At 64.2% G+C, this 26,806-nt stretch carries 22 protein-coding genes; 11 read left to right on the forward strand and 11 right to left on the reverse strand.

Translation table 11 applies throughout. The features are described 5' to 3' along the window. Window positions 1-80: 80 nt before the first annotated feature. Both P6U25_RS26795 and P6U25_RS26800 read right to left on the reverse strand, forming a co-directional pair. Window positions 81-302: a hypothetical protein gene (locus tag P6U25_RS26795; RefSeq protein ID WP_407147761.1), complete on the reverse strand. Its 222-nt coding sequence runs from the start codon at window positions 300-302 to the stop codon at window positions 81-83. Window positions 303-441: 139 nt separating this feature from the next. Then, the gene (locus P6U25_RS26800; RefSeq protein WP_407147762.1) at window positions 442-1,419 is read right to left on the reverse strand and encodes a magnesium transporter CorA family protein; all 978 of its coding nucleotides are present in this window, start codon (window positions 1,417-1,419) and stop codon (window positions 442-444) included. A gap of 334 nt (window positions 1,420-1,753) precedes the next feature. On the opposite strand from P6U25_RS26800, the gene P6U25_RS26805 reads away from it, so the two are divergent. Beyond that, complete coding sequence (locus P6U25_RS26805; RefSeq protein ID WP_407147763.1) at window positions 1,754-2,431, forward strand: L,D-transpeptidase; 678 nt, start codon at window positions 1,754-1,756, stop codon at window positions 2,429-2,431. A gap of 24 nt (window positions 2,432-2,455) precedes the next feature. On the opposite strand, the gene P6U25_RS26810 is transcribed toward P6U25_RS26805, so the two are convergent. After that, window positions 2,456-3,595: an extensin family protein gene (locus P6U25_RS26810; RefSeq protein ID WP_407147764.1), complete on the reverse strand. Its 1,140-nt coding sequence runs from the start codon at window positions 3,593-3,595 to the stop codon at window positions 2,456-2,458. 76 nt (window positions 3,596-3,671) lie between these two features. Between P6U25_RS26810 and P6U25_RS26815 the strand changes: the two genes are divergently transcribed. After that, window positions 3,672-5,300: a fatty-acid--CoA ligase gene (locus P6U25_RS26815; protein ID WP_407147765.1), complete on the forward strand. Its 1,629-nt coding sequence runs from the start codon at window positions 3,672-3,674 to the stop codon at window positions 5,298-5,300. Window positions 5,301-5,602: 302 nt separating this feature from the next. After that, entirely contained in the window at window positions 5,603-6,457 is an 855-nt protein-coding gene (locus tag P6U25_RS26820; protein ID WP_407147766.1) for a DUF1499 domain-containing protein, read from the forward strand. Between the two features lie 173 nt (window positions 6,458-6,630). Here P6U25_RS26820 and P6U25_RS26825 read toward each other — a convergent pair whose 3' ends face one another. The 4 genes from P6U25_RS26825 to P6U25_RS26840 form a co-directional block, all read right to left on the reverse strand. Further along, window positions 6,631-7,551 (reverse strand): MBL fold metallo-hydrolase, encoded by a 921-nt coding sequence (locus P6U25_RS26825; protein WP_407147767.1) that lies wholly within the window; start codon window positions 7,549-7,551, stop codon window positions 6,631-6,633. 147 nt (window positions 7,552-7,698) lie between these two features. Beyond that, complete coding sequence (locus P6U25_RS26830; RefSeq protein ID WP_407147768.1) at window positions 7,699-8,913, reverse strand: acyl-CoA dehydrogenase; 1,215 nt, start codon at window positions 8,911-8,913, stop codon at window positions 7,699-7,701. A 185-nt stretch (window positions 8,914-9,098) separates the two neighbouring features. Continuing rightward, window positions 9,099-10,175, reverse strand: coding sequence for a 3,4-dihydroxy-2-butanone-4-phosphate synthase (ribB, locus tag P6U25_RS26835; protein WP_407147769.1), 1,077 nt, complete (start codon window positions 10,173-10,175; stop codon window positions 9,099-9,101). A 212-nt stretch (window positions 10,176-10,387) separates the two neighbouring features. Further along, window positions 10,388-12,115 (reverse strand): cation:proton antiporter, encoded by a 1,728-nt coding sequence (locus P6U25_RS26840; protein ID WP_407147770.1) that lies wholly within the window; start codon window positions 12,113-12,115, stop codon window positions 10,388-10,390. A 120-nt stretch (window positions 12,116-12,235) separates the two neighbouring features. Here P6U25_RS26840 and P6U25_RS26845 point away from each other — a divergent pair, with 120 nt between their 5' ends. The 3 genes from P6U25_RS26845 (at window position 12,236) to P6U25_RS26855 (ending at window position 14,369) form a co-directional block, all read left to right on the forward strand. Continuing rightward, entirely contained in the window at window positions 12,236-12,715 is a 480-nt protein-coding gene (locus tag P6U25_RS26845; RefSeq protein WP_407152620.1) for a DUF3124 domain-containing protein, read from the forward strand. Window positions 12,716-12,774: 59 nt separating this feature from the next. Beyond that, on the forward strand, window positions 12,775-14,013 hold the full coding sequence (locus P6U25_RS26850) for a PLP-dependent aminotransferase family protein (protein ID WP_407147771.1): 1,239 nt from the start codon (window positions 12,775-12,777) through the stop codon (window positions 14,011-14,013). Window positions 14,014-14,159: 146 nt separating this feature from the next. Then, the gene (locus tag P6U25_RS26855) at window positions 14,160-14,369 is read left to right on the forward strand and encodes a hypothetical protein (protein WP_407147772.1); all 210 of its coding nucleotides are present in this window, start codon (window positions 14,160-14,162) and stop codon (window positions 14,367-14,369) included. 82 nt (window positions 14,370-14,451) lie between these two features. Here the strand turns inward: P6U25_RS26855 and P6U25_RS26860 are convergent, their stop codons facing one another. Both P6U25_RS26860 and P6U25_RS26865 read right to left on the reverse strand, forming a co-directional pair. Continuing rightward, the gene (locus tag P6U25_RS26860; RefSeq protein ID WP_407147773.1) at window positions 14,452-14,916 is read right to left on the reverse strand and encodes a hypothetical protein; all 465 of its coding nucleotides are present in this window, start codon (window positions 14,914-14,916) and stop codon (window positions 14,452-14,454) included. Between the two features lie 142 nt (window positions 14,917-15,058). Beyond that, the gene (locus P6U25_RS26865) at window positions 15,059-18,532 is read right to left on the reverse strand and encodes an indolepyruvate ferredoxin oxidoreductase family protein (protein WP_407147774.1); all 3,474 of its coding nucleotides are present in this window, start codon (window positions 18,530-18,532) and stop codon (window positions 15,059-15,061) included. Window positions 18,533-18,743: 211 nt separating this feature from the next. Here P6U25_RS26865 and P6U25_RS26870 point away from each other — a divergent pair, with 211 nt between their 5' ends. The 4 genes from P6U25_RS26870 (at window position 18,744) to P6U25_RS26885 (ending at window position 21,504) form a co-directional block, all read left to right on the forward strand. Continuing rightward, window positions 18,744-19,694, forward strand: a complete 951-nt coding sequence (locus P6U25_RS26870; protein WP_407147775.1) for a hypothetical protein — start codon at window positions 18,744-18,746, stop codon at window positions 19,692-19,694. 42 nt (window positions 19,695-19,736) lie between these two features. Then, on the forward strand, window positions 19,737-20,291 hold the full coding sequence (locus P6U25_RS26875) for a carboxymuconolactone decarboxylase family protein (protein WP_407147776.1): 555 nt from the start codon (window positions 19,737-19,739) through the stop codon (window positions 20,289-20,291). 1 nt (window position 20,292) lies between these two features. Then, complete coding sequence (locus tag P6U25_RS26880; protein ID WP_407147777.1) at window positions 20,293-21,093, forward strand: SDR family NAD(P)-dependent oxidoreductase; 801 nt, start codon at window positions 20,293-20,295, stop codon at window positions 21,091-21,093. 192 nt (window positions 21,094-21,285) lie between these two features. Continuing rightward, window positions 21,286-21,504: a hypothetical protein gene (locus tag P6U25_RS26885; protein ID WP_407147778.1), complete on the forward strand. Its 219-nt coding sequence runs from the start codon at window positions 21,286-21,288 to the stop codon at window positions 21,502-21,504. 33 nt (window positions 21,505-21,537) lie between these two features. Here the strand turns inward: P6U25_RS26885 and P6U25_RS26890 are convergent, their stop codons facing one another. Both P6U25_RS26890 and P6U25_RS26895 read right to left on the reverse strand, forming a co-directional pair. Further along, window positions 21,538-24,720: an efflux RND transporter permease subunit gene (locus tag P6U25_RS26890; RefSeq protein WP_407147779.1), complete on the reverse strand. Its 3,183-nt coding sequence runs from the start codon at window positions 24,718-24,720 to the stop codon at window positions 21,538-21,540. Window positions 24,721-24,747: 27 nt separating this feature from the next. Continuing rightward, window positions 24,748-25,992 (reverse strand): efflux RND transporter periplasmic adaptor subunit, encoded by a 1,245-nt coding sequence (locus P6U25_RS26895; protein ID WP_407147780.1) that lies wholly within the window; start codon window positions 25,990-25,992, stop codon window positions 24,748-24,750. 202 nt (window positions 25,993-26,194) lie between these two features. Here P6U25_RS26895 and P6U25_RS26900 point away from each other — a divergent pair, with 202 nt between their 5' ends. Beyond that, window positions 26,195-26,806: a TetR/AcrR family transcriptional regulator gene (locus P6U25_RS26900; RefSeq protein WP_407147781.1), complete on the forward strand. Its 612-nt coding sequence runs from the start codon at window positions 26,195-26,197 to the stop codon at window positions 26,804-26,806.

Raw genomic sequence — 26,806 nt, forward strand, 5'->3', positions numbered from 1 at the left:
CGCCGCGGCCGTATTCCAGGGATGGCTTCGATTGCGAATGCAACGACGCAAGAAGGCTTCTGCCTCCGAGGCTTCTGCCTCTAGTCCGCGTAGAACCTGCGCGACTTCTTCTCAAGCGGCCGCAGCGCGATGTCATTCAACGCGCTGGAGCAGTCGTCGTCGTCTTCACCATCGAGCAACGCAGCGCCACAGTATCGGCAAAGCCTCGGCGAGATCGCCTGCACCTTGCCTGCTGCGCGGTCTTGTTGATAGCGCGCAAAGTCGATGACGTTACGCCGTGGGGTTATGATCTTCTCAACCATTGCTGTCCTCCGGCTTCGAGGCAGGCGTTATCGCAGACAAGTTTCGCCCAAACGTTCAGGGCAACACTCAAATTTTAGGAGAGGAAATAAGGCAGCCTGCCCTAATCCCAAAATGCGACGCGCGCGCTGAAAGCAGCCGTCACAGCCACTTCTTCCACTTGAAGATCCAGTACGGCACGATCGCCGCGGCGAGCATGCCGACCAGGGCCAGCGGGTAGCCGTGCGTCCATTCGAGTTCCGGCATCACCTTGAAGTTCATGCCGTAGATCGAGGCGATCAGCGTCGGCGGCATCAACACCACCGCCATCACCGAGAACAGCTTGATGATGTTGTTCTGTTCCAGATTGACCACGCCGAGCATGGCGTCGAGCACGAAGGTGATCTTGTTGGAGAGGTAGGAGGCGTGGTCCGTCAGCGACGCCACGTCGCGCTGCATGGTCTTGAGCTGCTCGCGCATGTCCTTCGACCATTTCACCCCTTCCACGACCGCGGACAGGAAGGTGACGAGGCGTCCGATCGAGACCAGGCTTTCACGGACCTTCGAGGTCAGGTCGCCCTTGCGGCCGATGGCGATCAGGATCTGCGAATATTGCTTGGCGTGGCCGTGACGCTCGCTCTCGGGCTCGAAAATGTCATGCGATACCTGATCGATATCCGCGCCGCAGCGCTCAAGAATGTCGGCGCAGCGGTCGATCACGGCGTCCAGGAGCTCCATCAGCACCTGCTCGCCGGTGATGCCGGGCGGGCAGGCGCGTGCCAGCTTGTTCTCGACCAGCGCGAACGGCTTGGGCAGATCGTAGCGCACCGTAACCAGGCGATGGCCGGTCAGGATGAAGGTGACGGCCGTGGTCCGCGGCATGTCCGTGTCGGACTGGCACATCAGCGTCGCGGTCATGTAGCGCGCGCCACTCTCGATGTAGAGACGGCTGGAGATCTCGATCTCCTGCATGTCTTCCCGCGTGGGAACCGCGATCTTGGCCAGCCTCTCGACGGCCCGATCCTCCTCCACGGTCGGGTTCACCAGATCGACCCACACTGCGTTGTCAGGCAGTCCGGCCAGGTCGGTGATGGCAACCTTTTTGAGGGACACATCGGAGGGGACGAACACCGACAGCATTGGGAACTCCGGAGGCGGCTGGCAGACCGGTGGACTTAGCCCGATTCTGGCTGGCGGTTCATGACTGGGACATGAATCCGGTGCCGTTTTGTAGCGGCCAAGCGGCGACGGCGTGACATCTGCCGCTCCGATCGTTGCCCGTTTGCACCGAAAGGCAGCCCGGCGGTCGAAAATTTGCGGCAAAAAAGCCACAGACGGCGTCCCGCAACGCGGGAAGAGCATCTAAACGCTGGGATTGACGGGAGGTTTCGGCAATAATGCTTTCGATGGAATCGTGGCGTTTGGGGCGCGTTATGGGCGCTTTGGGGCGCGGATTTTCGATTGGACTGTAATCATGTCGCTCAAAGTTACCCTGGGAATTCTGGCCACGGGCCTGACGCTGTCTGGTTGCATGCAGGCCACAACCTACGAGGCAACCAACACCGCGAACTTCAAGCCACGTGACAAGGAACTCATGGCGAAGAGCACCTTCGTCAAGACGCCGGTCGCCGAACCGTTCCGCCGCGCCATTGTCGAGTACCACCGCAAGGAAGCCCCCGGCTCGATCGTGGTCGATTCCGACAACCATTACCTCTACTACGTGATGGATGGCGGCAAGGCGATCCGCTACGGCATCACTGTGGGCGAAGAGGCGATGGCCTGGTCCGGCATCGCCAAGGTGGGCGCCATGACCGAATGGCCGGCCTGGCACCCGACCCCCGGCGAAATCTCCCGCCTCGGAGTTCCCAGCTACGTCGCCCCCGGCCCCGACAATCCAATGGGTTCGCGCGCGATGTATCTTTACTCGGGCGGCAAGGACACGCTGTTCCGGATCCACGGCACCAACCAGCCGGAGTATATCGGTGCGTCGATCTCGTCAGGTTGCATCCGCATGACCAACGAGGACGTCATCGACCTCTATAACCGCGTCAAGCTCGGCACCATCGTGGTGGTGTTGGAGCCCAAGCATGGCGACTCGCCGTTCAATTCGCAGATGGCGCTGCAGGGCGGCGGCGGCAACGTCACCTACTGATCCGCCCGACCATCGCAGACGACATCAAGGGCGCCGGCTATGCCGGCGCTTTTTCGTTGGCCGTGGCCTGGTCGCGGCGGCGTCGGGAGCGGCCGCGTCTTCCGCTTTCGTCGCGTCCGGCTTGCCGTGGTCTGCCTTGGACGTATCAGGTTCGGACGAGCCAGTTTTCGGCACATCAGGCTTGGACGTGTCGGATTTGGCCGCTACCTCGCGCGGTGGAGCGTCCTCCGGGCGGGCCGCCGGCAGCAGCGGGGCGACCTGCGGCAGCGGGTCATACACATTCCACTGGCAGATCCGGTAATTATTGCGACGCTCCATCAGGTCGAGATGGATGTGGTCCTCGTGATACCAATCCGAGCCCGGGCCAAGCACGGTGGAGAAGCGGGTGCAGACCGAATGCAGCACGGTCTCGCGCAAACTGCGCGGCACGGTGCGGTCGGTGAGCGAGATCGAGCTGCCGTTGGCGAGCTTGAAGGCGCGCACGTCGAGCGCATTGGCACGGCCATGCTCGGAGAGCTGCGCACCGGCCACACGATTGCGGCCGCGGCACTCGAACGAGTCGAAATTGTCGAGATCGCTGATCGGGCTGCCAAGTCCGGCGGCTAGCGGAGCGATGTCGGTGCGAACCCATTCCGCGACCGCAGTCGCCATCTTGCAGCGGAGGACCGCAGCCGGTTTCACCGCAACCTTCCGCTTGTCCGGCAGCACGATCGCTTCCAGCCGCACCAGATCCTCGCCGCCGCAATCGCCGGGGCCGTGGATGTCAGGGATGCTCGGCGCAATCGCGATCTCCTCGGTCAGGGCCTGCCGGCAGGCCGTGGGCTGCGGCGGAGCGGGCTCAGCCGGCTTTGCGGCCTCGGCGGGCTTGGCCTGCTCCGCGGGCCGCTCCGTCACCGCGGGCTGCTTCGCTGCGGCCGGCGCCTCGGCGGGGCGCGGCCTCGGCAATGGCACGGCCGCGCGGCGCTTCACCGCGCGCGGCTTCGCCGGGCGGGCGCCGAACAGGTCATCCCATGGAAAGCCGGCCGAGCGCCGGGCGGCCTCCGCCGGATTGGCCTGCACGCCAAGCCAAAGCAGCGCCGCGGCGGCGGTAACCATTGCCGCGCGCCCGCGACGAAACGCGCCATCAGCCCATTTTCGGCTTGCTTTCTCCGCGCTAAAGTTCATGTCAATTCCATGATTTTACTGCCGGCCGACCAAGATGCCGGTGGATCATGCGTGAGGATTGAGGAGGGATTTGCGTATGCTTGGCTTGATGCAAGATTGGCCCTTGCTGTGTCACAAGATTATCGAGCACGCCGCGAAATATCACGGCACGCAGGAGGTCGTGACGCGGTCGGTCGAAGGCCCCATCCATCGCACCAATTACGCTGAAATCCACGCCCGCGCGCTGAAGGTCTCGCAGAGCCTGGAACGCGACGGCATCAAGCTCGGCGACCGCGTCGCCACGATCGCCTGGAACACCTGGCGCCATCTCGAGGTCTGGTATGGCATCATGGGGATCGGCGCGATCTGCCATACGGTGAATCCGCGCCTGTTTCCGGAGCAGATTGCCTGGATCGTCAACCACGCCCAGGACCGCATCGTCGTCACCGACCTCACCTTCGTTCCGGTGCTGGAGAAGATCGCGGGCCAGTTGCCGAGCGTCGAGCGCTATGTGGTGCTGACCGACAAGGGGCATATGCCAGAGACCACGCTGAAGAACGCGATCGCCTATGAAGACTGGATCGCGGCGTCCGACGGCAAGTTCCAGTGGAAGACCTTCGACGAAAACACCGCGGCAGCGATGTGCTACACGTCCGGTACGACGGGCGATCCCAAGGGTGTGCTCTACTCGCACCGGTCCAACGTGTTGCATGCGCTGATGGCCAACTCGAAGGACGCGCTCGGCACCTCCGCCGCAGACACAATGCTTCCGGTGGTCCCGTTGTTCCATGCCAACAGTTGGGGCATCGCCTTCTCCGCGCCTTCGATGGGCACCAAGCTCGTGATGCCTGGCCCGAAGCTCGATGGCGCCTCGGTCTATGAATTGATGCAGACCGAGAAGGTCACCCATACGGCTGGCGTGCCGACGGTGTGGCTGATGCTGCTGCAATACATGGCGGCCAACAACCTCAAGCTGCCCGATCTGCAGATGGTGGTGTGCGGCGGTTCGGCAATGCCGCGCTCGATGATCAAGGCTTTCCTCGACATGGGCACGCAGGTGCGCCACGCCTGGGGCATGACCGAGATGAGTCCACTCGGCACGCTGGCCACGCTGAAGCCGCCGTTCTCCGGACGCACCGGCGAGGAACGGCTCGACGTCCTGCAGACCCAGGGCTATCCGCCGTTCGGCGTGGAGATGAAGATCACCGACGATGCGGGCAAGGAGCTGCCGTGGGACGGCAAGACCTTCGGCCGGCTCAAGGTCTCTGGCCCTGCGATCGCAAAGGCCTATTTCAGGGTCGAGAGCAGCATCCTCGACGAGGAAGGCTATTTCGACACCGGAGACGTCTCCACGATCGACCCGCACGGCTACATGCGGATCACCGACCGCTCCAAGGACGTCATTAAGTCCGGCGGCGAATGGATTTCGTCGATCGATCTCGAGAACCTTGCGGTCGGCCATCCGGCGGTCGCGGAGGCCGCCGTAATCGGCGTCCATCATCCCAAATGGGATGAGCGCCCGCTCCTGATCGTGCAGCTCAAGCAGGGCCAGAACGCCACCCGCGAGGACATCCTGAAATACATGGACGGCAAGATCGCGAAATGGTGGATGCCCGACGACGTCGCCTTCGTCGACGGTATTCCGCACACCGCAACCGGCAAGATCCTGAAAACGGCCCTGCGCGATCAGTTCAAGGACTACACCTTGCCGACGGCAGCAGCCTAGCCTCGTTGTCACCCTCTTCCCTTGCGGGAGAGGGTGCGCTCCGCATAGCGAGCGCGGGTGAGGGGTCTGTCTCCGCGGAGCTAGACCCCTCATCCGTCGCGGACTTCGCATAGCCGATGCGGCGCATCGGCGGCCTCTTTGGAGGACGGCGGCCGATGGGCCGCCTGTGGACACCTTCTCCCACAGGGGGAGAAGGTGTCCCCCAAATTCCCTTGAATTTGCCGCAGGTCCGTGGTCTCACACGGATCAGTCACGGCGGCATTGGTCGCCCCGGCGTATCTCAACCGGGAGATTTTTCGACGATGGCGCGCAGGTTCTCCGCTCCCTACCAGCAGGAGCCCGTGTCCGGTCTCGCCACCTGGTCACGCAACCTCGCCATCTTCTCCGTCGTCGCAGTGCTGGTTTCGGTCCTCATCGTCCGCTTCGGATTCCTGGAGGTGAAGCCGGCGCTGGCGACCTTCTTTGGCGCGCTGGGCTGTGCCGGCCTGTCGATCCTGGTCGGCCTCGGCGCCTTCGCCGCAATCTGGCAGAACGGCACGCGCGGCATGGGCCGGATCCTGCTCGCATTGTTGATCGACGCCCTCGTGCTCGCCTACCCCGCCTACCTCCTCTATCAGTACCGCAAGCTGCCGCGGATCTACGACATCACGACCGATGCGATCGATCCGCCGAGATTCGAGGCGCTGGCACGCTTACGCACCGGTGAAGGCACCAATCCTGCGGCCTATGCCGGCCTTTATTCGGCCGAACAGCAGCGCAAGGCCTACCCCGACATCGAGACCGTCGAACTTGAGGCGTCGGCCACCCGCGCATTCGATGTGACGCTGCGGCTGGTGAACCGTCGTAAATGGCTTGTTATCGACGAGCGCGCGCCGCAGCCGCCGCGCAATATCGGCCGGATCGAGGCGGTGGCGCGCACGCCGATCATGGGGTTCCGCGAGGACGTCTCGATCCGGGTGACGCCCGACGGCGAGGACTCGCGCGTCGATATCCGCTCGGCCTCGCGTTACTTCGACGCCGATCTCGGCAGCAACGCGGCGCGGGTGACGAAGCTGATCGAGGACATCAACACCGCTGTCGACAACGACAACTCCAAGCCGGCGAAGAAGCCGCAGGCTCCGCCGCCGAAGGCGCCGGCGAAGACGGTGAAGAAATAGCATTTCGCCGCGCCACCGCCGTGCTCCCTCGCCCCGCTCTCGCGGGGAGAGGGTTGGAGCGAGGGGCCTCTATCAGCGAACGCAATGGCGAGACCGAGCTTGTGGCATGCCCCTCACCCGAAATTCGAGCTACGCCCGAATTTGGACTTCTCGCCGTGAAGAACGGGGCGAGGTTAAGAAGCCAGCCGATACGTCCCGCCGATCACGGGATCGCCATCGGTCACGACAATGCCGCGTCCGACAAGGTCCTCCAGATGCGCCAGCACGGAATAGCCGGCGGCGGTGGCGAGGCGCGGATCGAGCCCGATATAGATCGCGCGCACCATCGTCGGGATGTCGGCCTCGCCCTTGCCGAGGCGATGCAGGATCGATGCCTCGCGCGCTCGGCGGTGACGGGCCAGGAAGCGGACATAGCGCGGACCTTCCGGAATCTCAGGTCCATGGCCTGAGAAATAGAGCTGCTCGGGCCGCTGCTCCAGCCGCTCGAGCGATGCCATGTAGTCGATCATCGAGCCGTCAGGCGGCGCCACGATCGAGGTCGACCAGCCCATCACGTGGTCGCCGACGAAATTGATGCTGCGCTCGGCCCATGCAAACGCCAGATGATTGGCGGTGTGCCCTGGCGTTGCGACCGCCTCCAGCGCAAAGCCCGCGCCTTCGATGACGTCGCCGTGCTTGACCTGCACATCGGGTCGGAAATCGCGGTCGGCGCCGGATTCCGGATTGTGCTTCTCGCTCTCGAAGCGTGGACGCGAGGCGCGATGCGGCCCCTCGGCATAAACCGGCGCGCCGGTCGCGGCCTTGATCCGCGGGGTGTTCGGCGAATGGTCGCGATGGGTATGGGTGACCAGTATGTGCGTGACGGTTTCGCCCCTGACCGCATCGAGCAGCGCCTTGGCATGCGCCTCGTCATCCGGACCGGGATCGATGATCGCGACCTTCCCCTTCCCCACGATGTAGCTGACGGTCCCGGTGAAGGTGAACGGACTCGGATTGTTGCAGAGGACGCGGCGCACGCCGGGCCGGACCTCTTCGACCACGCCGGGCTTGAGCGGGAAGTTGCGGTTGAACGGGATGTCGTCGTTGTCGGCCATGGGATTACCTACACTCGCTGTCATCCCCCGCCAAAGCGGGGGATCCAGTAAACGCTGGCAGTCATGATTAAGCGAGAGGCCTCTGGAATACTGGATCGTCCGCCCTCGCGGACGATGACAGCATTGCCTTGGGCACGCCAGCGCTCCTTACGAGAACGCCTGGATACCCGTGATCGCACGTCCAAGGATCAGAGCGTGGACGTCGTGGGTCCCCTCATAGGTGTTCACGGTTTCCAGGTTCGCGGTGTGCCGCATCACGTGATATTCGATCTGGATGCCGTTGCCGCCGTGCATGTCGCGCGCCATACGGGCGATGTCGAGCGCCTTGCCGCAATTGTTGCGTTTGACGATCGAGATCATCTCCGGCGCCATCTTGCCTTCGTCCATCAGACGACCGACGCGAAGCGAAGCTTGAAGGCCGAGCGCAATCTCGGTCTCCATGTCGGCGAGCTTCTTCTGCACGAGCTGGGTCGCGGCAAGCGGCCGGTTGAACTGCTTGCGGTCGAGCGTGTACTGGCGGGCGCGGTGCATGCAGTCCTCGGCGGCGCCCATCGCGCCCCAGGAGATGCCGTAGCGGGCGCGGTTGAGACAGCCGAACGGCCCCTTCAGGCCGGACACGTTGGGCAGCAGCGCGCTTTCCGGCACCACGACGTTATCGAGTACGATCTCGCCGGTGATCGAGGCGCGCAAGCTGAGCTTGCCGCCGACCTTCGGCGCCGACAGACCCTTCATGCCCTTTTCCAGGATGAAGCCGCGGATCTGGTTGTCATGCGCTGCTGACTTGGCCCAGACCACGAAGACGTCGGCGATCGGCGCATTCGAAATCCACATCTTGGCGCCGTTGAGCTTGTAGCCGTCCGACACCTTCTCGGCGCGGGTCTTCATGCCGCCGGGATCGGAACCGGCGTCCGGCTCGGTCAGGCCGAAGCAGCCGACCCACTCGCCGGTCGCAAGCTTGGGCAGATATTTCTTGCGCTGGTTCTCGTCGCCATAGGCATAGATCGGATACATCACCAGCGAGGTCTGCACCGAGTTCATCGAACGATAGCCGCTGTCGACGCGCTCGATCTCGCGCGCCACGAGGCCATAGGCCACGTAGCTCGCATTGGCGCAGCCATATTCCTCCGGGAGCGTCACGCCGATCAGACCGAGCTCGCCCATCTCGTTGAAGATCTCGCGATCGGTCTTTTCTTCGAGATAGGCTTTGGTGACGCGCGGCAGGAGCTTGTCCTGTGCGTAAGCTCGGGCAGTGTCGCGGATCAGGCGCTCGTCCTCGGTGAGTTGCTCGTCGAGCAGGAACGGATCATCCCACTGGAAGCTGGCAGCAGCCGGCTTGTCCTTGGCCTGGGGGCGCACGCTCATGAAACATCCTTTCGCATAGGTCTTTCGGAGTTTGGCGGATAAATTAAAGCGCTATGCTGCAAAGCGCAATTGAATTGGGTTTTCGTCATTCCGCGGCATGCGACGGGGTGAGCCTCAGCGACGCGCCCCGTGGAATCCCGAGATTCCGGGTTCGATGCATGCGCATCACCCCGGAATGACAAATGCTAGTGCTCGAGCTTCTCGTTGGACACGATCTCGATGCCGAAGCCGGAAAGACCTTTGTAGTCGTGCACCGACGACGTCAGGTTGCGGATCGAGGTGACGCCGAGATCGCGCAGGATCTGTGCGCCGACGCCAACCTCGCGCCACTGTTTGTTGCGATCGGCCTCCGCGCTCTTCATCTCGCCGACCGGCTCGACCGGAACACCCGCAGCGCCATCGCGCAAATACACCAGCACGCCGCGGCCGGCATGCTTGAACTGTCGTAGCACGGCTTCCATCCGCGCCTGACCGGTGAACAGGTCCTTGACGATGTTGGGCTTGTGCAGTCGCGTCAGCACGTTCCGGCCGTCGCCGATGCCGTTGTAGACGAAGGCCGCATGCATGATCTCGTCGAATGGCGAGCGATAGGCGAAGCCCTGGAGCGGGCCGATCGGGCTCTCGGTGGTGAAGGTTGCAACTCGCTCGATCAGCTTCTCGCGCGCCTGGCGGTAGGCGATCAGGTCCGCGATCGTGACGTGCTTGAGCTTGTGGGCGGCGGCGAATTTCGCGACCTGCTCGCCCTTCATCACGGTTCCGTCGTCATTCATCAGCTCGCTGATGACGCCAACCGGTGGCAGGCCGGTGAGCTTGCACAGATCGACCGCGGCTTCGGTATGGCCGGAACGCATCAGCACGCCGCCATCGCGGGCGATCAGCGGGAAGATGTGACCGGGCCGAGCGAAGTCGTTGGCACCGGCGTTGGGATTGGCGAGCGCGCGGCAGCAGGAAGCGCGTTCCTCGGCCGAGATGCCGGTGCCGCCGTCCGGCTTGTAGTCGATCGAGACCGTGAACGCCGTGGTGTGGTTGGACTCGTTGTGCGCCACCATCGGGTCGAGCCGCAGCCGGCGCGCGTCATCGGTGGTGATCGGCGCGCAGACGATGCCGGAGGTGTGGCGGATGATGAAGGCCATCTTTTCCGCCGTGCAGAACGACGCCGCGACGATCAGATCGCCCTCGCCCTCCCGGTCGTCATCATCGGTGACGACGACGAGCTCTCCCCCTGCAAACGCCTGTAGCACTTCCTGGATCGTATCGGCCATTGTCCTGACATCTCGCTATGTGCAGGCAGTGGATTAGCCGGGTTCCTAAGCCCGCGCCAGTATCATTATGCAACCCGCCATGCATTGGACAGGCATACCAGGGCGGTGACGGACACCCGTGGCCCGGATGGAGCGAAGCGCAATCCGGGACATTCCCGCGTGCAAGGTCCCCCGGATTTCGCTTCGCTGCATCCGGGCTGCAGTGCGAGCTCCTACGGCAGCACCTCGCGCCGCTCGGCCAGCCGGGCATCCATCTCGGCGCGCTTGTCGTCGAGCAGGCCGGCATCGGTGGCCTCGATCACGGCATAGAGTTCGCCGGCGTCGCTGATCCGGGTCACCGTGACATAGTCGGCGCCGGCCTTGTAGAGCTCCTCGACGTCGGCCAAGAGATCGGCGGTCGCGACGATCTTCGCAGTCGGGTTCAGGGTCCGGACATGGCGCACCAGCTTCTCGTTGTCGGCGCCGACGAGCAGGAAATCCGGCACGCTCAGGATGATGATCTCGGCCTTGCCGATGCCGGCATGGACCAGCGTATCGACATTGCTGATGTCGCCGTAGATCACATGCAGCCCGCGGTCGGAGAGCGTGCGGAACACAAGCGGATTGAAGTCAATGACGCTAATCTGCTCGAGCAGCGACTGGTTCTGCCGCTCGATCTGGTTGAGCAACGCGCTCGCCGCGCGGAAAAAGCCGAGGATAACGATACGCCTGATCTCGCCATGGCCGCCCTCGCCCGCCCCCTCGCTGTCCTGGGCGTGGTCGAGATCGCGCAGCCCTATCCGCTTCAGGGGACCGATCAGGCCACGCACGATCTGGTCGCTGCGCCCCATCGCAAAGGTCGAGAGCACCGCCAGCACTACGAAGGCAAACGAGGCGGCGCTCGCAGTCTCGGTCGAGATGTGATTAGCGGCGGTCCCGGTCTGGATCACCACCAGCGAGAACTCGGAGATCTGCGCCAGATTGATCGCGGGCAGGAGGCTGGCGCGCAGGCCCTGCTTCATCAGGTAGAGCGGCGTGAACGTCGTCAGCAGCCGGCTCGCCACGGTGAACGCGGCGATGACAAGCGCGAGCCCGATCACCGAGAGGCCTGGAATCGGGATCGTCATGCCGAGCGCGACGAAAAACAGGGTGATGAAAAAGTCCCTGAGCGTCGTGACCTTCGCGGTGACGTCGAGCGCGTACGGAAAGGTCGAGATCGAGACTCCGGCGACCAGCGAACCCATTTCGCGGGACAGATGCAGGCGCTCCGCGATCTCGCCGATCAGGAAGCACCAAGCGAGCGCTCCGAGCAGCACCAGCTCCGGCCGGCGCGCGATCTGGTGGAACAGCCGCGGCAGCACGTAGCGGCTCAGCACCAGCGCGGTCGCGACCAGGACGGCGACGCGGGCGATCGACAGCAGCACCACGCCGACCTGCAGATTGTCGAGGCTCGGCTGCACGGCCAGGAACAGGATCGCGAAGATGTCCTGCAAGACCAGTACGCCGAGCGTGATCCGGCCCGGCAGGGTGTCGAGCTCGCGCTTCTCATAGAGCACCTTGACGATGATCACGGTCGAGGACAATGCGCAGGCGACGCAGAGATAGAGCGCATCGAACTTGCCGCCGCCGATCGAAAGGCCAATTCCCGCAAAGAACAGGATGCCGAGCAGGCAGCCGCCGATAAGCTGGCCGGCACCGGCGAACAGAATCACCTTGCCGGCACGGACGATCTTCTTCAGGTCGATCTCCAGCCCGATCATGAACAGCATGAAGATCAGGCCGAGCTCGGAGATGACGCTGATCGATTCCTGCGACTTGACCCAGCCCATGCCGAATGGACCAATGAAAAAGCCGGCGATAAGGTAGGCGAGGATTAGCGGCTGCCGGGAGAAATGGGCCAGCAGCCCAAGGCCCCAGGCAAACAGGATACAGAGAGTGATGTCGCGAATAAGCTCGTGCATGCGTCAAGGCTTCCTGTGCCGCAACCTAGAGGGCTGGGCGTGAGGATCAATCAAGCAATGTGTCACATCCGCGCAGGCGGCGTTTTTCTCGCGATTCTCGCCTGCCTGTTGACCCTGCGCATGACACAGGCGCTAGCGCAATCCCCGGGAAGTATTGAGCAAAATTTTGCGAATTCGCTCACCTCAGTGCCGGCGGGGGATCTCTCCGTCACCGGCGCATTCTATGTGCCGGTCTATTCCAGCGTGTCGATGAGCCAGGGCAAGCTCAGGGCCGATTTCTCGGTGACCCTGAGCGTCCACAACGCCTCCGAGACAAAGCCGCTGGTGCTGAAGCGGATCGCCTATTTCGACACATCAGGCAAGATGGTGGAGAGCTACCTCAAATCGCCGGTCGCGCTAAAACCGTTCGCAACCGTCGAGGTCGTCATCGCCACGACCGATACCCGCGGCGGCACCGGCGCCAATTTCGCGGTCGATTGGGCGGCCGCCGGCGAGATCGCGGAGCCGGTTGTGGAGGCGTTGATGATCGGCAGCGTCGGCGCCGGGCATTATGCGTTCATCACTCAGGGCCGCCCGGTCAGGCTGCTCGGCAAGAACTAACTTCATGGAAGGCCGCGCCAGGGCCTTCTCAACGACAACAAAGACGGAGCGAAACATCCATGTCCACCTCAGCCCAGTTCGATTTTGCACCCCTGCTCCCGGCCGGCCTGCCCGCGCCGGCCGCGCGGTGGACCGGGCTTGCGAAGTACAGTTTCGTCGGCGGCAACAACGATCCCGAGCAGGTCCCGGTCGAGGGGCTGCTGGAGGCGGTCAACGCCGTGCTCAAGCGCGAGGGCAAGAATCTCGCGACCTACAACCTCGCTCACGGCCCGCAGGGTTACCTGCCGTTGCGCGAATTCCTGGCGCAGAAGCTGAAACGCGACGCCGGCATCGCCTGCACGCCGGACGAGATCATGATCGTGTCCGGTTCGCTGCAGGCGCTCGACCTCGTCAATCACACCCTGCTCGCCAAGGGCGACACGGTGCTGATCGAGCAGGAGACCTATCAGGGCTCGCTGAACCGGCTGACGCGGCTCGGTGTCAACGCGGTCGGGATTCCGCTCGACGGCGAAGGCATGCGAATGGACGCGCTGGCGTCGGCACTCGCTGATCACAAGCGCCGCGGCATCACGCCGAAATACATCTACACCATCCCGACGGTGCAAAACCCGACCGGCTCGATCCTTCCCGAACGCCGCCGCGCCGAGATGCTGAAGCTCTCACAGGACTACGGCGTGCCGATCTTCGAGGACGATTGCTATGCCGACCTGGTCTGGAGCGGCGCGCGGCCGCCCGCGATCTACGCCATGAGCCAGCACGGCGGCGTGATCCATATCGGCTCGTTCTCGAAATCGATCGCGCCGGCGTTGCGCGTCGGCTTCATCGTGGCACCTTGGGAGATGATGTCGCGGATGCTGGCGCTGAAGACCGACGCCGGCTCCGGTGCGCTGGAGCAGATGATGCTGGCCGAATATTGCGCGCCGCACTTTGCGACCCATGTGCCGCGGCTGACGCGCGGCTTGCGGGCCAAGCTCGACACGCTGATGGAGGCGCTGAACGAGCAGTTCGGCACCGCCGCCGAGTTCGAGGCGCCCAAGGGCGGCATCTTCCTGTGGGTCAAGCTGCCCGACAACGTCGACACGATGAAGCTCTATCAGGCGGCGCTCGCCGCCGGCGTCTCGATCAATCCCGGACCGGAATGGTCGACCAGCAAGGCGCACTCGGGCAGCCGGCTCAGGCTCTGCTTCGCGAGCCCCTCGCATCAGCAGATCCGCGAAGGCATCGCCGTGCTGGCCGAAGTATGCCGGAAGGAATTCGGCGTGCCGACGCGAAGCAGCAATGTGGAGAAGCGCGGTTAGCTCGTGGCACGATAGACCAATCCGTTGTGCTCGGAGTGACGCGGCAATGCGCATTTGCTGAACAAGCGTTCAGGAAACTCTCCGGCTTCCGCAGGAACGTTTCAATCGCTGCGCTGTTTCATTCTCGCTTAATTGAGGAGGATGAGATGAAGAAGTTTGGATATGTTGTTGCTGCAATCGGCGCGCTCGCATTGGTGGCGCCGTCGGTCGCGAGCGCCGATACTGTCGTGGTGAACCGCGGCTATCATCATTGGGACCATGGTTGGCGCGCCCACGCCGAAATGCGCGACCACGGCTGGCATCGCGGCTGGCACCATCATGACCGCGTCGTGGTGATCAAGCGACATCGCTACTGAGACCGGCACAATCAACACCAAGGCCGACACGATAGAAATGGAAAATGGCTCCTCGCGGAGCCATTTTCTTTATGACGCTGCATCACCGCCAGTTGCAGATGCCGCCTGAGCGGCACGGCCAGGTCTGGATCCGCGTATCGCGGGCCTGGGCGTCGAGCGGGTTGCTGTGGCGACGCGCCAGCTTGGCCCGCGCGGGAACGCGCCTTTCCGCTCGCTGCTTCTCGACCGGCTTCCGCTCGACCTGCTTCTTCTCGACCGGCTTCGCCGTCACCTTGGCAGTGCGCACGGCCCTCTGGGGCGCAACCTTGGTGTCCTCGACCTTCGGTTCGGCATTGGCCTGCGGCGTAGCCGCGCCAGGAGCGGAATTGGCTTCGACGGGGACCGGCTCGAACTGGGCAGGCGGGCCGAGCCGCTTCGGCGACAGCACGGCCCTGGAGAGATCGAGACTGAAGAATTCGTCCGGACGGTACTCGTCAGCGAATGCCACGCCACCCAACAGCAGGGACGCGGTGCAGACGGCGACACCAAATACGCTTTTCAGGACCATCAAACGGCCTCCTGAAATCACCCGAACAGAACAATAATTCACGTAGGAGCCCGGCCGCGCCAATCCAGCCGAAGCCGCGAGCGGGGCCACCGTTCAACGACGGCGGCCGCGGAAGGTTCCCACCGCGGCCGACTTCACGGCCTTATTCGGCCGCCTGCGCCATCGGCCGGCCGATCGCGCTCTCCAGCCGCGCACATTCGCCGCGGAAGCGGGCGACGTTGGCTTCCTTGATGTGGCCGTAGCCGCGCACCAGATCGGCCGACTTCGCCAGTGCCACCAGCCGTGGCAGGTCGACCGGCTTTTTGCCGTCGAGATGACGCAGGATCATCGCGGAATATTCGCCCGGCAGCGCGCGCTCCATCCTGCGCTCAGCGGTGTAGCCGAAGATGTCGAATGCGGTGCCGCGCAAGCCCTTCAGTCGCGCCAGGATGCTGAAGGCCTGGAACACCCATGGGCCAAACTCGCGCTTCTGCAGACGTCCGGTGACGGGATCGCGTGGTGCGAGCAGTGGCGGCGCCAGCAGCACCTTCAGCTTCGGATTGCCGTCGAACTGCTCCCGCAAGGACCTGGCGAACTCGCCGTCGGAATAAAGCCGGGCGACCTCATATTCGTCCTTGTAGGCCATCAGCTTGAACAGGCCCTTGGCGAACGCCTCGGTCAAATCCTGCGAACCGGGCGCCGCCGCAGCCTCGGCCGCACGCACCCGCGCGACGTCGGCGAGATAGCGCTTGGCGTAAGCCTCGTCCTGATAGTCGGTCAGGAACTTGGCGCGGTACGCGATTGCCTCGTCCAGCGTCCGCTTGGCCGGCGCAGCACCCGCGCTCTTGAAGCGCGCGGCGCTGATGACGCGCGGCAGGTCGTGCGCGGCAAGCCGTCCCCACGAGAACGCCGTCTTGTTCATCTCGATCGCCGCACCGTTGAGCTCGATCGCCTTCAGGATGGCATCCAGCGACAGCGGGATCGCGCCGCGCTGGAACGCAAAGCCGAGCATGAAGGCGTTGGTCGCGATGCTGTCGCCCATCAGCGCGGTGGCAAGGCCCGTGGCGTCGAGAATGTCGAGATCGCCAGGCGTCACCGCGCCGTTCAGCGCATCGCGCATCGCGCCGGCCTCGAAATCGATGTCCGGATCGATCACGAAGCTCGCGGTCGGCAACAGATCGGCGTTGACCACGGCGCGGGTGACGCCGCGCTCGGCCCGGCTCAGCGCCGGCGCGCTGGTCGCAACGACGAGGTCGCAGCCGAGGATCAGATTGGCATTGCCCGGCGCGATGCGGACGGTGGTCAGCATGTCGGCCGCCGGCGCGAGCCGGACGTGGCTCATGACAGCGCCGTTCTTCTGCGAGAGGCCGGTGAAGTCGAGCGTCGAGCAGGCCAGCCCCTGCACATGCGCGGCCATGCCAAGCAGCGCGCCGATGGTGATGACGCCGGTGCCGCCGATCCCGGTGACCAGGATGTTGTAGGGCGCATCCAGCGCGGCCGCCGGCGGCGTCGGCAGGTCGGCGAACAGCGCTTTCGGATCGGCCGCGGTGCGGTCGGCCTTGCGCAGCTTGGGATCGAGCACGGTAACGAAGCTCGGGCAGAATCCCTCGATGCAGGAGAAATCCTTGTTGCAGTTCGACTGGTCGATGCGGCGCTTGCGGCCGAACTCGGTCTCCAGCGGCTGCACCGAGACGCAGTTCGAGGCCTGCGAACAGTCGCCGCAGCCCTCGCAGACGCGCTCGTTGATGAAGATGCGCTTCGCCGGATCGGGATAGAGCCCGCGCTTGCGGCGGCGGCGCTTTTCTGCGGCGCAGGTCTGGTCGTAGATCAGAACCGTCAGGCCCTTGATCTCGCGCAAGTTCCGCTGCACGGCATCGAGCTCGCGGCGATGATGCACGGTGGCGCCGGCAGGGAAGTAATTGGCGGGGTACTTGTCGGGATCATCGGAGACGATCGCGAGCCGCTTGGTGCCTTCGGCCGCCACCTGGTGGGCGATCTGCGACACCGTGAAGCCGCCCTCGGCAGGCTGGCCGCCGGTCATGGCGACCGCGTCGTTGTAGAGGATCTTGTAGGTGATGTTGACGCCGGCGGCGGCGGCCGCACGCAGCGCCAGCAGGCCGGAATGAGTGTAGGTGCCGTCGCCGAGATTCTGGAACACGTGCTGTTCGGTGGTAAAGGGCGCCTGCCCGATCCAGCTCACGCCTTCCGCGCCCATGTGCGAGATGGTCTGGGTGTTGCGGTTCGGCACCGACAGCGCCATGCCGTGGCAACCGATACCGGCCATGGCACGGCTGCCCTCGGGGATCTTGGTGGAGGTATTGTGCGGGCAGCCCGAGCAGAAATACGGGGTGCGCGCCAGCTTGACGCTACCCGTGCCTTCGGCCGGCCGATCGAACGCCTCGAGCTTGGCGAGCCGCTGCTCCAGCATCGGGCTGCGATGCCCGAGCTTGCGCAGCCGCGCCACCACGGCGGCCGCCACCATGGTCGGCGTCAGCTCGCCTTCGCTCGGCAACAAAATCGCGCCGCTCTCGTCGCGCTTGCCCACCACCGATGGCCGCTTCGAGGCGTCCATGTTGTAGAGGATGCGAACAAGCTGGTCCTCGATGAAGCCGCGCTTCTCCTCGACCACGAGCACGTCCCGCAGGCCTTCGGCGAAGGCGCGCGCCCCGCGTTGCTCCAGCGGCCAGGTCAGCGCCACCTTGTAGATGCGCAGGCCGAGCGTCTGGGCCTCGGCGTCCGTGATGCCGAGATCGGCGAGCGCCTGGCGCAGATCGAGATAGGCCTTGCCGGTCGCCATGATGCCGAGCCGCGCCGGCTTCGAATCCAGCACGATGCGGTCGAAGCGGTTGACGCGGGTAAAGGCGGCGACCGCCTCCATCTTCGGACCATGCAGCCGCCGCTCCGCCTCCAGCGGCGGATCCGGCCAGCGGATCGACAGCCCGCCCGGCGGCATCTCGAAGTCGTCGGGCATGATGATCTTGATGCGGTCAGGGTCGCTGACGATCGAGGCTGAGCTTTCCACCGTCTCCGAGATCGCCTTGAAGCCGACCCAGCAGCCCGAATAGCGCGACAACGCAAAGCCGAGGATGCCGAGATCGAGATAATCCTGCAGCGTCGCCGGATTGACCACGGGCATCAGTGCCGAGGCGAACACCTGCTCGCTCTGATGGGCCAGCGTCGAGGACTGGCAGCCATGGTCGTCACCGGCGAGCGCGATCACGCCGCCATTGGGGGAGGTACCGGCAGAATTGGCGTGCTTGAGCGCATCAAGCGAGCGGTCGACGCCGGGGCCCTTGCCGTACCAGATGCCGAACACGCCATCGACCTTGGCGCCCGGAAACATGCCGACCTGCTGGCTGCCCCATACCGCGGTCGCCGCCAGGTCCTCATTGAGACCCGGCACGAAGGCGATGTCATGCTCTTTCAGGAAAGACTTCGCGCGCCACAGCGCGTGGTCGTACATGCCGAGCGGCGAGCCGCGATAGCCGGAAATGAAACCCGCGGTGTTCAGCCCATGCGCGCGATCGCGCTCGCGCTGCAACATGGGCAATCGGACCAGCGCCTGGGTACCGGAAAGGAAAATTCGTTTCGCGTCCAACCGGTACTTGTCGTCCAGTCCAACTTCCATCAACGCCATTCGTCAGGCTCCCCGTCCCGTCTCTGCCACGCCGGTGTGACCCGGTCTCGTTTCATTCGGACAGGATCATGCATCAGCATGCACTGATTTTGTTATGCATGAACAGCCCTGTTCCCTTGCGGCAAGACATATCTCCTTTCTCCGCTGCCTATGCGTGGTCTTGCCGAACGCCGGCTTCTTTGAAACGGTGGCGCGCAAAGGGAGACCAAGGATGATCACAGTCGAATCCGCGTTCACGACGGAAATCGTGGAGAATGGCGATCTGCTGGTGGGTCCCTGGCGCAGCCCGAAGCAGATGCTTCGGGCCCAGGTCTACGACTCTCACGCGTCGATCCACGACGACGCAACCGCGCAGAAGCTCGGCTTCCGCGGCGGCACGATCGAAGGGCCAACTCACTTCAGCCAGTTCGCACCGTTGTGCGAACGGATCTGGGGCCGGGCCTGGTTCATAACCGGATGCCTGTCCGCGCATTACCGCAATCCGGCCTTTGAGGGCGAGGAGGTGCAGGCCCAGATCGAGAAGCCGAAACCGGGCCAAACCGTCTGCGCGATCGGAATGATCAAGCGCGATGGCACCGAGATCCTGCGCGGGACCGCGTCGATTGACGGCGACGGCACGGAGACGGCCCTGACCCGCCGGCTCGGCGACTTGAAGCCATTGACCGATCCCGTCATCCTCGCCGACATCAAGGTCGGCATGAAGACGCCGCGCCAGGCGATCAAGATGGATTTCGACCAGAACATGGGCGATCTCTACCCATTCTCGCTGACCGACAAGCTGAAGGTGATCACCGAACCGTCGGACTACTATTCGCTCGAGCACAATCCCTGGGGCCGCGCCATCATCCCGATGGAAATGCTGAGCGTGCTGTTCCAGTACCGCGCGCGCGAGGACCGGCTGCCGGTTCGCGGCCTCGCCGTCGGATTATTCGCCGACCAGGAGATTCGCCTGCTGCGCGGGCCGCTATTCCCAGGCGAAACCTACTGGGCTGAACGTGAGGTCGTCGCGCTCTCCGGCAGCAAGCGCACTGAGAGCATGTGGGTGCGCACCACCGTGTTCGACGCCGACAACATTCCGGTTGCGACCATGCTGCTCAACGGCGCCAGCATGAAGGACTCCTACGCCAATTATCAAACCGAGTACAAAGCGCTGTACGGCTGAATCCCGCCCATCCCGCAAGCCGCCGAACCAAGGACAACAACAATGGCCCGCCTGCCCTATCTCGAAGCCGATCAGGTTGCGCCCGAATATCGGGACATGCTCAAGCGCAACACCAATTTGCACAAGCTGCTGGTCAACTCGCCGGACATGGCGCGCGCCTTCAACGGGATCGGCGGCTACATCCGCTTCAAGAGCAAGCTCGATCCGCGCTTGAGGGAACTCGCGATCCTCCAGGTCGGATGGATGGAGAAGTCGGAATACGAGTTCACCCATCATGTGAAGATCGGCAAGGAGTTCGGCGTCACCGACGCCGACATCGAGGGCCTGATCGCCGAGACCGAGGGCAAGCCGTCGAAGCTCGAGCCGCTCGCCAGGGCGATCCTTCGAGGCGCCCGCGAAATGGTGCGGGAGCTCGCGATGTCGGATGCGACCTTTGCCGAGATCAAGGCGCAGCTCTCCGACGAGCACATGACCGACCTCGTGCTGACCATTGCATTCTACTGTGCCGTGGTCCGCGTGCTCGCGACCATGAAGATCGACAACGAACCAACCTATAAAGAGGTACTGCAGCAGTACCCGTTACCGGGAGTGAAGTGACATGCGCCTGCAAGATCGTGTCGCTATCGTCGTCGGGGCCGGACAGAGCCCCGGTGAGGGCATCGGCAACGGCCGCGCCACCGCGCTAACGTTTGCCCGCGAGGGCGCGAAGGTGTTGTGCGTCGATCACAATCTGGTTTCAGCGCAGGAGACCGCCGACCTGATCGCGGCCAAGGGCGGCACCGCAGTGGCCTTCAAGGCCGACGTTACGAAGAACGCCGACATCAGGGCCATGGTGACCGACGCGCATACGCGCTGGGGCAGCATCGACATCCTGCACAACAATGTCGGCGTCAGCCTGTCCGGCGGCGACGCCGAGCTGCTCGATATCACCGAAGAGGCCTTCGATCGCTGCGTGGCGATCAACCTGAAGAGCTGTGTTCTCGCCGCCAAGCACGTGATCCCGATCATGCGACAGCAGCAGCGCGGCGCGATCATCAACATCTCCTCGATGGCCGCGATCACGACCTATCCCTACGTTGCCTACAAGGCGACGAAGTCCGCGATGATCGCATTCACCGAGCAGCTCGCCTACCAGAACGCGCAATACGGCATTCGCGCCAATGTGATCCTCCCCGGGTTGATGAACACGCCGATGGCGGTCGACACCCGCGCCCGCGAATTCAAGAAGAGCCGCGCCGAGGTCGAGGCCGAACGCGACAGCAAGGTGCCGCTCCGCCACAAGATGGGCACCGGCTGGGACGTCGCCAACGCCGCGCTGTTTCTCGCTTCCGACGAAGCCAACTTCATCACCGGTGTCACGTTGCCAGTCGACGGCGGCGCGAGCGTGCGGCGCGGTTAACCAATGCGGTTAACCTCTGTGACGACATCACGCGTCGCGATGCATCACGATTCGAAAAACTTGAAATAATCCAATGACACGATGATGTGACGGTGGGTCCACATAAATCGAAATCCTGACTCGTTGTGGTCGCACGAAATTCATCTGCGCTCTGTATCTCGCATCCCGTGAATTGCTGGAGTGCAAAGATCCATGAGCGAAGAACTCGAACTCAGACCCGATCAGTGGGACGCGTTGAAAGCGCTGCGGGCCCCCGCGGCAAACCCTTCCAAACTGAGCCGGTTTGCGGTCGAAAGCCTCATCACGCTTGGCTATGTTGCGGTGCGGGGTGATTCGTTTGCGTTGACGCCTGCGGGCCGTAAGGCGCTGGTCCGCGGTTCCTCGCAACTGCTGCTGGACATTGCCGCCTGACCTTTCGAAAACTTCATGAAAACGCACGCGGCATCATGCCGCGTGCGCCTTGTTCGGGATCGTCGCCTCGCCGTGCTGGGTCAACGGCTTCATCCCGGTGAGGCTGCGCAGCAGCACATAGAATACCGGTGTCAGGAACAGGCCGAAGACCGTGACACCGATCATGCCGGAGAACACGGCGACGCCCATCGCGCGCCGCATCTCCGAGCCCGCGCCGGTCGACAGCACCAGCGGCAACACGCCCATGATGAACGCCATCGACGTCATCAGGATCGGCCGCAGCCGCAACCGGCTTGCCTCGATCGCGGCACGGATTGGCGAACGTCCAGCGAATTCAAGCTCGCGCGCAAATTCGACGATCAGAATCGCGTTCTTGGCCGACAGTCCCACCAGCACGATCAGGCCGATCTGGGTGAAGACGTTGTTGTCACCCTTCGAGAGCCAGACGCCGAACATCGCGGCCAACAGGCCCATCGGCACGATCATGATGATCGAGAGCGGCAGCGTCAGGCTCTCATAGAGCGCGGCGAGCACCAGGAACACCAGCAGGATCGCCAACGGAAACACCCAGAGTCCCGAATTGCCGGCGATGAATTCCTGATAAGTCAGGTCGGTCCACTCGAAGGCAAAGCCGGGCGGCAGCACCTCCGCGGCGATCCGCGTCGCCGCCTCCTGCGCCTGGCCGGAGGAATAGCCCGGCGCCGCGGCGGCGTTGATGTCCGACGACAGGAAGCCGTTGTAGCGGATCGCACGCTCCGGACCCGCGCTCTGGCGGACCTTCAGCAGCGCCGACAGCGGCACCATGTCGCCCGAGGACGAGCGCACCTTCAACTGCCTGATATCGTCGGCCCGCGCGCGGAACGGAGCGTCGGCCTGGACATAGACAGAATAGGTGCGCCCGAACTTGTTGAAGTCGTTCACGTAGTACGACCCCAGATAGATCTGCAGCGTATTGAACACCTCAGTCACGGGCACACCGAGCTGCAGCGCCTTGGTGCGATCGATGTCAGCAAAGAGCTGCGGCACGTTGACCTGGAAGCTGGAGAACGCGCCGGCGATCTCCGGTGCCTTCTGGATCGCGGCCATGAACGCCTTGGTCGCATCGTTCAGCGCCTCGTAGCCGAGGCCGGCGCGGTCCTCGATCTGCAGCTTGAAGCCGCCGATGGTGCCGAGCCCGTTGACCGGCGGCGGCGGGAACATGGCGATGAAAGCCTCCTGGATGCCGGCATACTTCTTGTTCAATTCGGCTGCGATCGCCGGACCGCTCAGCGAAGGATCCTTGCGCTCGTCGAACGGCTTCAGCGTCGAGAACACGATGCCGGCATTGGAGGAGTTGGTGAAGCCGGAGATCGACAGGCCCGGGAACGCCACCGAGCTCTCGACGCCTGGCTGCGTCAGTGCGATGTCGCTCATCTTGCGGATCACTTCCTCGGTGCGGTCGAGCGTGGCGCCGTCGGGCAGTCGCGCAAAACCGACCAGATACTGCTTGTCCTGGCCCGGCACGAAGCCGCTCGGCACCTGCCTGAACAATACGCCGGTGACGCCGATCAACAGCACGTAGATGCCCATCACCGCGGCCTTGCCGAAGATCACCTTGGAAACGGTGCGGCCATAGTTCTCCGAGGAGCGGGTGAAGACGCGGTTGAAGCCGCGGAAGAACCAGCCGAGCCCCTTCTCCAGGATCAGCGTCAGCCGGTCCTTCGGCTCGTGGTGGCCCTTCAGCAGTAGCGCCGACAGCGCCGGCGACAGCGTGAGCGAGTTGATCGCCGAGATCACTGTCGAGATGGCGATCGTCAGCGCGAACTGCTTGTAGAACTGCCCGGTGAGGCCGGAGATGAAGGCGAGCGGCACGAACACCGCGATCAGCACCAGCGCGATCGCGATGATCGGCCCCGATACTTCCCGCATCGCCTGGTTGGTGGCATCGCGCGGCGATAGGCCGGACTCGATGTTGCGCTCGACATTCTCGACCACGACGATGGCATCGTCGACCACGATGCCGATCGCCAGCACCAGGCCGAACAGGCTAAGCGCGTTGATCGAGAATCCGAATATGTGCATCACCGCGAAAGTGCCGACGATCGACACCGGGACGGCGAGCAGCGGAATGATCGAGGCGCGCCAGGTCTGCAGGAACAGGATCACGACCAGCACGACGAGCGCGATCGCCTCCAGCAGCGTGTGGATGACGGCCTCGATCGAGGAGCGCACGAACTGCGTCGGGTCGTAGACGATCTGGTAGGACACGCCTTCCGGCATGTTCTTCTTGATCTCCGCCATGGTGGCGCGGACATTGTCCGAAATCTGCAGCGCGTTGGAGCCGGGGGCCTGGAAAATCGGCAGCGCGACCGCCTGCTTGTTGTCGAGCAGCGAGCGCAGGCCGTATTCGGAAGCGCCGAGCTCGATCCGCGCGACGTCGCGCAACCGCACCACCTCGCCCCGCGAGCCTGTCTTGACAACGATGTCGCCGAACTGCTCCTCGGTCGACAACCGTCCTTCGGCGTTGACGGAGAGCTGCAGGTCGATGCCCTTGACGCTGGGCGACGAGCCGACCACGCCGGCGGCCGCCTCGACGTTCTGCGCCTGGATCGCACGCACCACGTCGCTCGCGGTCAGGCTGTGTTCGGCGGCCTTTTGCGGATCGACCCAGACCCGCATCGAGTAGTCGCCGGCGCCGTAAATCTGCACATCGCCGACGCCGTCGATCCGCGCCAGCCGGTCCTTGACATTGAGCACCGCATAGTTGCGCAGATACGTCATGTCGTAGCGGTTGTTCGGCGATAGCAGATGCACGACCATGGTGAGGTCGGGCGAGCTCTTCTTGGTGATGATGCCGAGCTGGCGCACCACCGCCGGCAGGCGCGGTTCGGCCTGCTGCACGCGGTTCTGCACCAGTTGCGTCGCCTTGTCGGGATCGGTGCCGAGGCGGAAGGTGACGGTCAGCGTCATCGCTCCGTCGGTGGTCGCCTGGCTGCTCATATAGAGCATGCCCTCGACGCCGTTGATCTGCTCCTCGATCGGGGTCGCGACCGTCTCGGCGATCACCTTCGGATTGGCGCCAGGATAGGTCGCGCGCACCACGACCGACGGCGGCACGACGTCCGGGTATTCCGAGATCGGCATCGCCAAGAGCGAGATCAGGCCGGCCAGGAAGATCAGGATCGACAAGACGCCCGCAAAGATCGGCCGGTCGATGAAGAATTTTGAAAGATTCATAGTGATGCCCCCGGGCGCAGCAGCTTGTTAACGCTGCGCCGTGTGCTGGTTGGTCTCGGCCGATGCCTGTTGCATGCCTCTCGCGCCCATCTCGGCGACTTCAGTCTTCAAGAGCGCGCCGGGGCGCACGCGTTGCAGGCCGTTGACCACGATGCGGTCGCCCGATTTCAGTCCGGCGGTCACGACGCGCAGACCGTCGACCGAGCCGCCGAGCGTGATCGAGCGGTAGACCGCGCGATTGTCGTCGCCGACCACCATGACGAACTTCTTGTCCTGGTCGGTGCCGACCGCACGCTCGTCGATCAGAACCAGCGTCTGCTGTTGCGGCTGGCCCATGCGCACGCGCGCGAACTGACCGGGGATCAGCCGGCCGTCATCGTTGCGGAACACGGCGCGGACGCGGATGGTGCCGCTCTGGCCGTTGACCTGGTTGTCGATGAGCTGGATGTGCCCCTTGGCGCCGAGGCCGCCTGATGTCGTCATGTCGACCGGGATCCGGCCGAGGTCGCCGCGCTTGCCGGAGGCGTCGGCGATCGAGTTCAATGCCCGCAGCACCACCTCTTCGTCCGCATCGAAGCTGGCATAGATCGGATTGACCGAGACGAGCGTGGTCAGCACCGGCGACGCAGTGCCGGCGGCGACGAGGTTGCCGACGGTGACCTCGATCCTCCCGACCCGGCCATCGACCGGCGCGCGGACCTCGGTGTAGTCGAGGTTGAGCTTTGCTGTCTGCAGCGTGGCTTCGGCCGCCTTCACATTGGCGATCGCCTCACGGTTAGCGTTGTCGCGCTGGTCGAAATCGCGCTTGGTCACGATGTTGTTGCCGACGAGCTGCGCGCCGCGCTCGACCTCAGTGGCGGTGAAGACGGCGCGGGCCTTCGCGGCCTCGAGCTGCGCCTGGGCCTTATCGACCTCGGCGGCATAGGGCGCGGGATCGATCTTGAACAGGACATCGCCGGCCTTCACCAGCGCGCCCTCCGTGAAATTGGCCGAAAGGATCGCGCCGGCAACCCGCGGCCGAACCTGGACGCGGTCGACAGCCTCGAGCCGGCCCGAGAAGTCATCGAACAGGGTGGTCCGGCGCGGCTCGACGACCGCAACGGTCACCGCGACGGCCTGCTCGGGAGCGGTCGCGGCGGTAGTCGCCTGCGCAGCATAAAAATAGCGGCCGGTTGCGATCGAACCGGCCACCGCAACGGCGCCGAGGATCACGATACCGCCGACGCTGCGTCGGAAACGGCCGGAACGGGAGGTTTGGATCAGCGAGGGCATTTGCGCGCTCCAGATAACTGTAGTGTTCGCTACAGATGTGGAGCTGGACGCGGGTCCGCAAGATACTTATGTATCGGACGCTAGGAAATTCTTAGCAGACTGTTGGGGAAACTGGAAGTCAGGGGAAAGATCAAATTCGACAACGGGATAGAGTGGGGACAATCCGTCACAGAAACGGCACCCGGCTCAGGGAGTGAGACACATGGCTATGGGACGTCCCCGCGCTTTCGACGCCGATGCGGCGTTGGACCGGGCTATGGAGGTGTTCTGGCGGCACGGTTACGAGGGCGCAACGATCGCGCAGCTCACCGAAGTCATGTGCATCAATCCACCGAGCCTCTACGCCGCCTTCGGCAGCAAGGAGGGGCTCTTGAAGGCCGCCCTCGACCGCTACACTGAGAAGCGCAACGCCTGGATGGAGAAGGTGCTGAGCGCTCCAACCGCCCGCGACGTGGCGGAGCGGATGCTGATGGAGACCGCCGACACCCAGACCGACCCCGCCAACCCGCCGGGCTGCTTGCTGGTCCAGGGCGGCCTCGCCTGCGGCACCGGCTCGGCCAACGTCCCGTTCGAACTGGCCGCGCGGCGCGCGCAGACCGAGGAGCAGTTGCGCGAGCGCTTCGTGCGCGCCAAGGCCGAGCATGATCTCGGCGAGGCCGCCGATCCCGCCGCGCTCGCGCGCTACCTCTCCGCCATCACCGCCGGCATGGGCGTGATGGCCTCTTCCGGCGCCGACCGCGAGGCATTGCGCCAGGTCGCAGCGGTGTCGTTGAAGGCGTTCGAAGAGCAATCGAAGGGCAAGCAAGCCGCCTAG

Origin of the sequence: Bradyrhizobium sp. ORS 86, from assembly GCF_045571475.1 — a bacterium.
Lineage (GTDB): Bacteria > Pseudomonadota > Alphaproteobacteria > Rhizobiales > Xanthobacteraceae > Bradyrhizobium.

Excerpts from the sequence above, each read along its gene's own strand:
- P6U25_RS26825 (WP_407147767.1), bottom strand. The coding sequence starts at position 7,551 with ATGGCCGACAACGACGACATCCCGTTCAACCGCAACTTCCCGCTCAAG.
- ribB (WP_407147769.1), bottom strand. The coding sequence starts at position 10,175 with ATGGCCGATACGATCCAGGAAGTGCTACAGGCGTTTGCAGGGGGAGAG.
- P6U25_RS26885 (WP_407147778.1), top strand. The coding sequence starts at position 21,286 with ATGAGCGAAGAACTCGAACTCAGACCCGATCAGTGGGACGCGTTGAAA.
- P6U25_RS26895 (WP_407147780.1), bottom strand. The coding sequence starts at position 25,992 with ATGCCCTCGCTGATCCAAACCTCCCGTTCCGGCCGTTTCCGACGCAGC.
- P6U25_RS26900 (WP_407147781.1), top strand. The coding sequence starts at position 26,195 with ATGGCTATGGGACGTCCCCGCGCTTTCGACGCCGATGCGGCGTTGGAC.
- P6U25_RS26870 (WP_407147775.1), top strand. The coding sequence starts at position 18,744 with ATGATCACAGTCGAATCCGCGTTCACGACGGAAATCGTGGAGAATGGC.
- P6U25_RS26815 (WP_407147765.1), top strand. The coding sequence starts at position 3,672 with ATGCTTGGCTTGATGCAAGATTGGCCCTTGCTGTGTCACAAGATTATC.
- P6U25_RS26830 (WP_407147768.1), bottom strand. The coding sequence starts at position 8,913 with ATGAGCGTGCGCCCCCAGGCCAAGGACAAGCCGGCTGCTGCCAGCTTC.
- P6U25_RS26850 (WP_407147771.1), top strand. The coding sequence starts at position 12,775 with ATGTCCACCTCAGCCCAGTTCGATTTTGCACCCCTGCTCCCGGCCGGC.
- P6U25_RS26805 (WP_407147763.1), top strand. The coding sequence starts at position 1,754 with ATGTCGCTCAAAGTTACCCTGGGAATTCTGGCCACGGGCCTGACGCTG.
- P6U25_RS26875 (WP_407147776.1), top strand. The coding sequence starts at position 19,737 with ATGGCCCGCCTGCCCTATCTCGAAGCCGATCAGGTTGCGCCCGAATAT.
- P6U25_RS26840 (WP_407147770.1), bottom strand. The coding sequence starts at position 12,115 with ATGCACGAGCTTATTCGCGACATCACTCTCTGTATCCTGTTTGCCTGG.
- P6U25_RS26800 (WP_407147762.1), bottom strand. The coding sequence starts at position 1,419 with ATGCTGTCGGTGTTCGTCCCCTCCGATGTGTCCCTCAAAAAGGTTGCC.
- P6U25_RS26795 (WP_407147761.1), bottom strand. The coding sequence starts at position 302 with ATGGTTGAGAAGATCATAACCCCACGGCGTAACGTCATCGACTTTGCG.
- P6U25_RS26855 (WP_407147772.1), top strand. The coding sequence starts at position 14,160 with ATGAAGAAGTTTGGATATGTTGTTGCTGCAATCGGCGCGCTCGCATTG.
- P6U25_RS26890 (WP_407147779.1), bottom strand. The coding sequence starts at position 24,720 with ATGAATCTTTCAAAATTCTTCATCGACCGGCCGATCTTTGCGGGCGTC.
- P6U25_RS26845 (WP_407152620.1), top strand. The coding sequence starts at position 12,236 with ATGACACAGGCGCTAGCGCAATCCCCGGGAAGTATTGAGCAAAATTTT.
- P6U25_RS26880 (WP_407147777.1), top strand. The coding sequence starts at position 20,293 with ATGCGCCTGCAAGATCGTGTCGCTATCGTCGTCGGGGCCGGACAGAGC.
- P6U25_RS26860 (WP_407147773.1), bottom strand. The coding sequence starts at position 14,916 with ATGGTCCTGAAAAGCGTATTTGGTGTCGCCGTCTGCACCGCGTCCCTG.
- P6U25_RS26820 (WP_407147766.1), top strand. The coding sequence starts at position 5,603 with ATGGCGCGCAGGTTCTCCGCTCCCTACCAGCAGGAGCCCGTGTCCGGT.
- P6U25_RS26865 (WP_407147774.1), bottom strand. The coding sequence starts at position 18,532 with ATGGCGTTGATGGAAGTTGGACTGGACGACAAGTACCGGTTGGACGCG.
- P6U25_RS26810 (WP_407147764.1), bottom strand. The coding sequence starts at position 3,595 with ATGAACTTTAGCGCGGAGAAAGCAAGCCGAAAATGGGCTGATGGCGCG.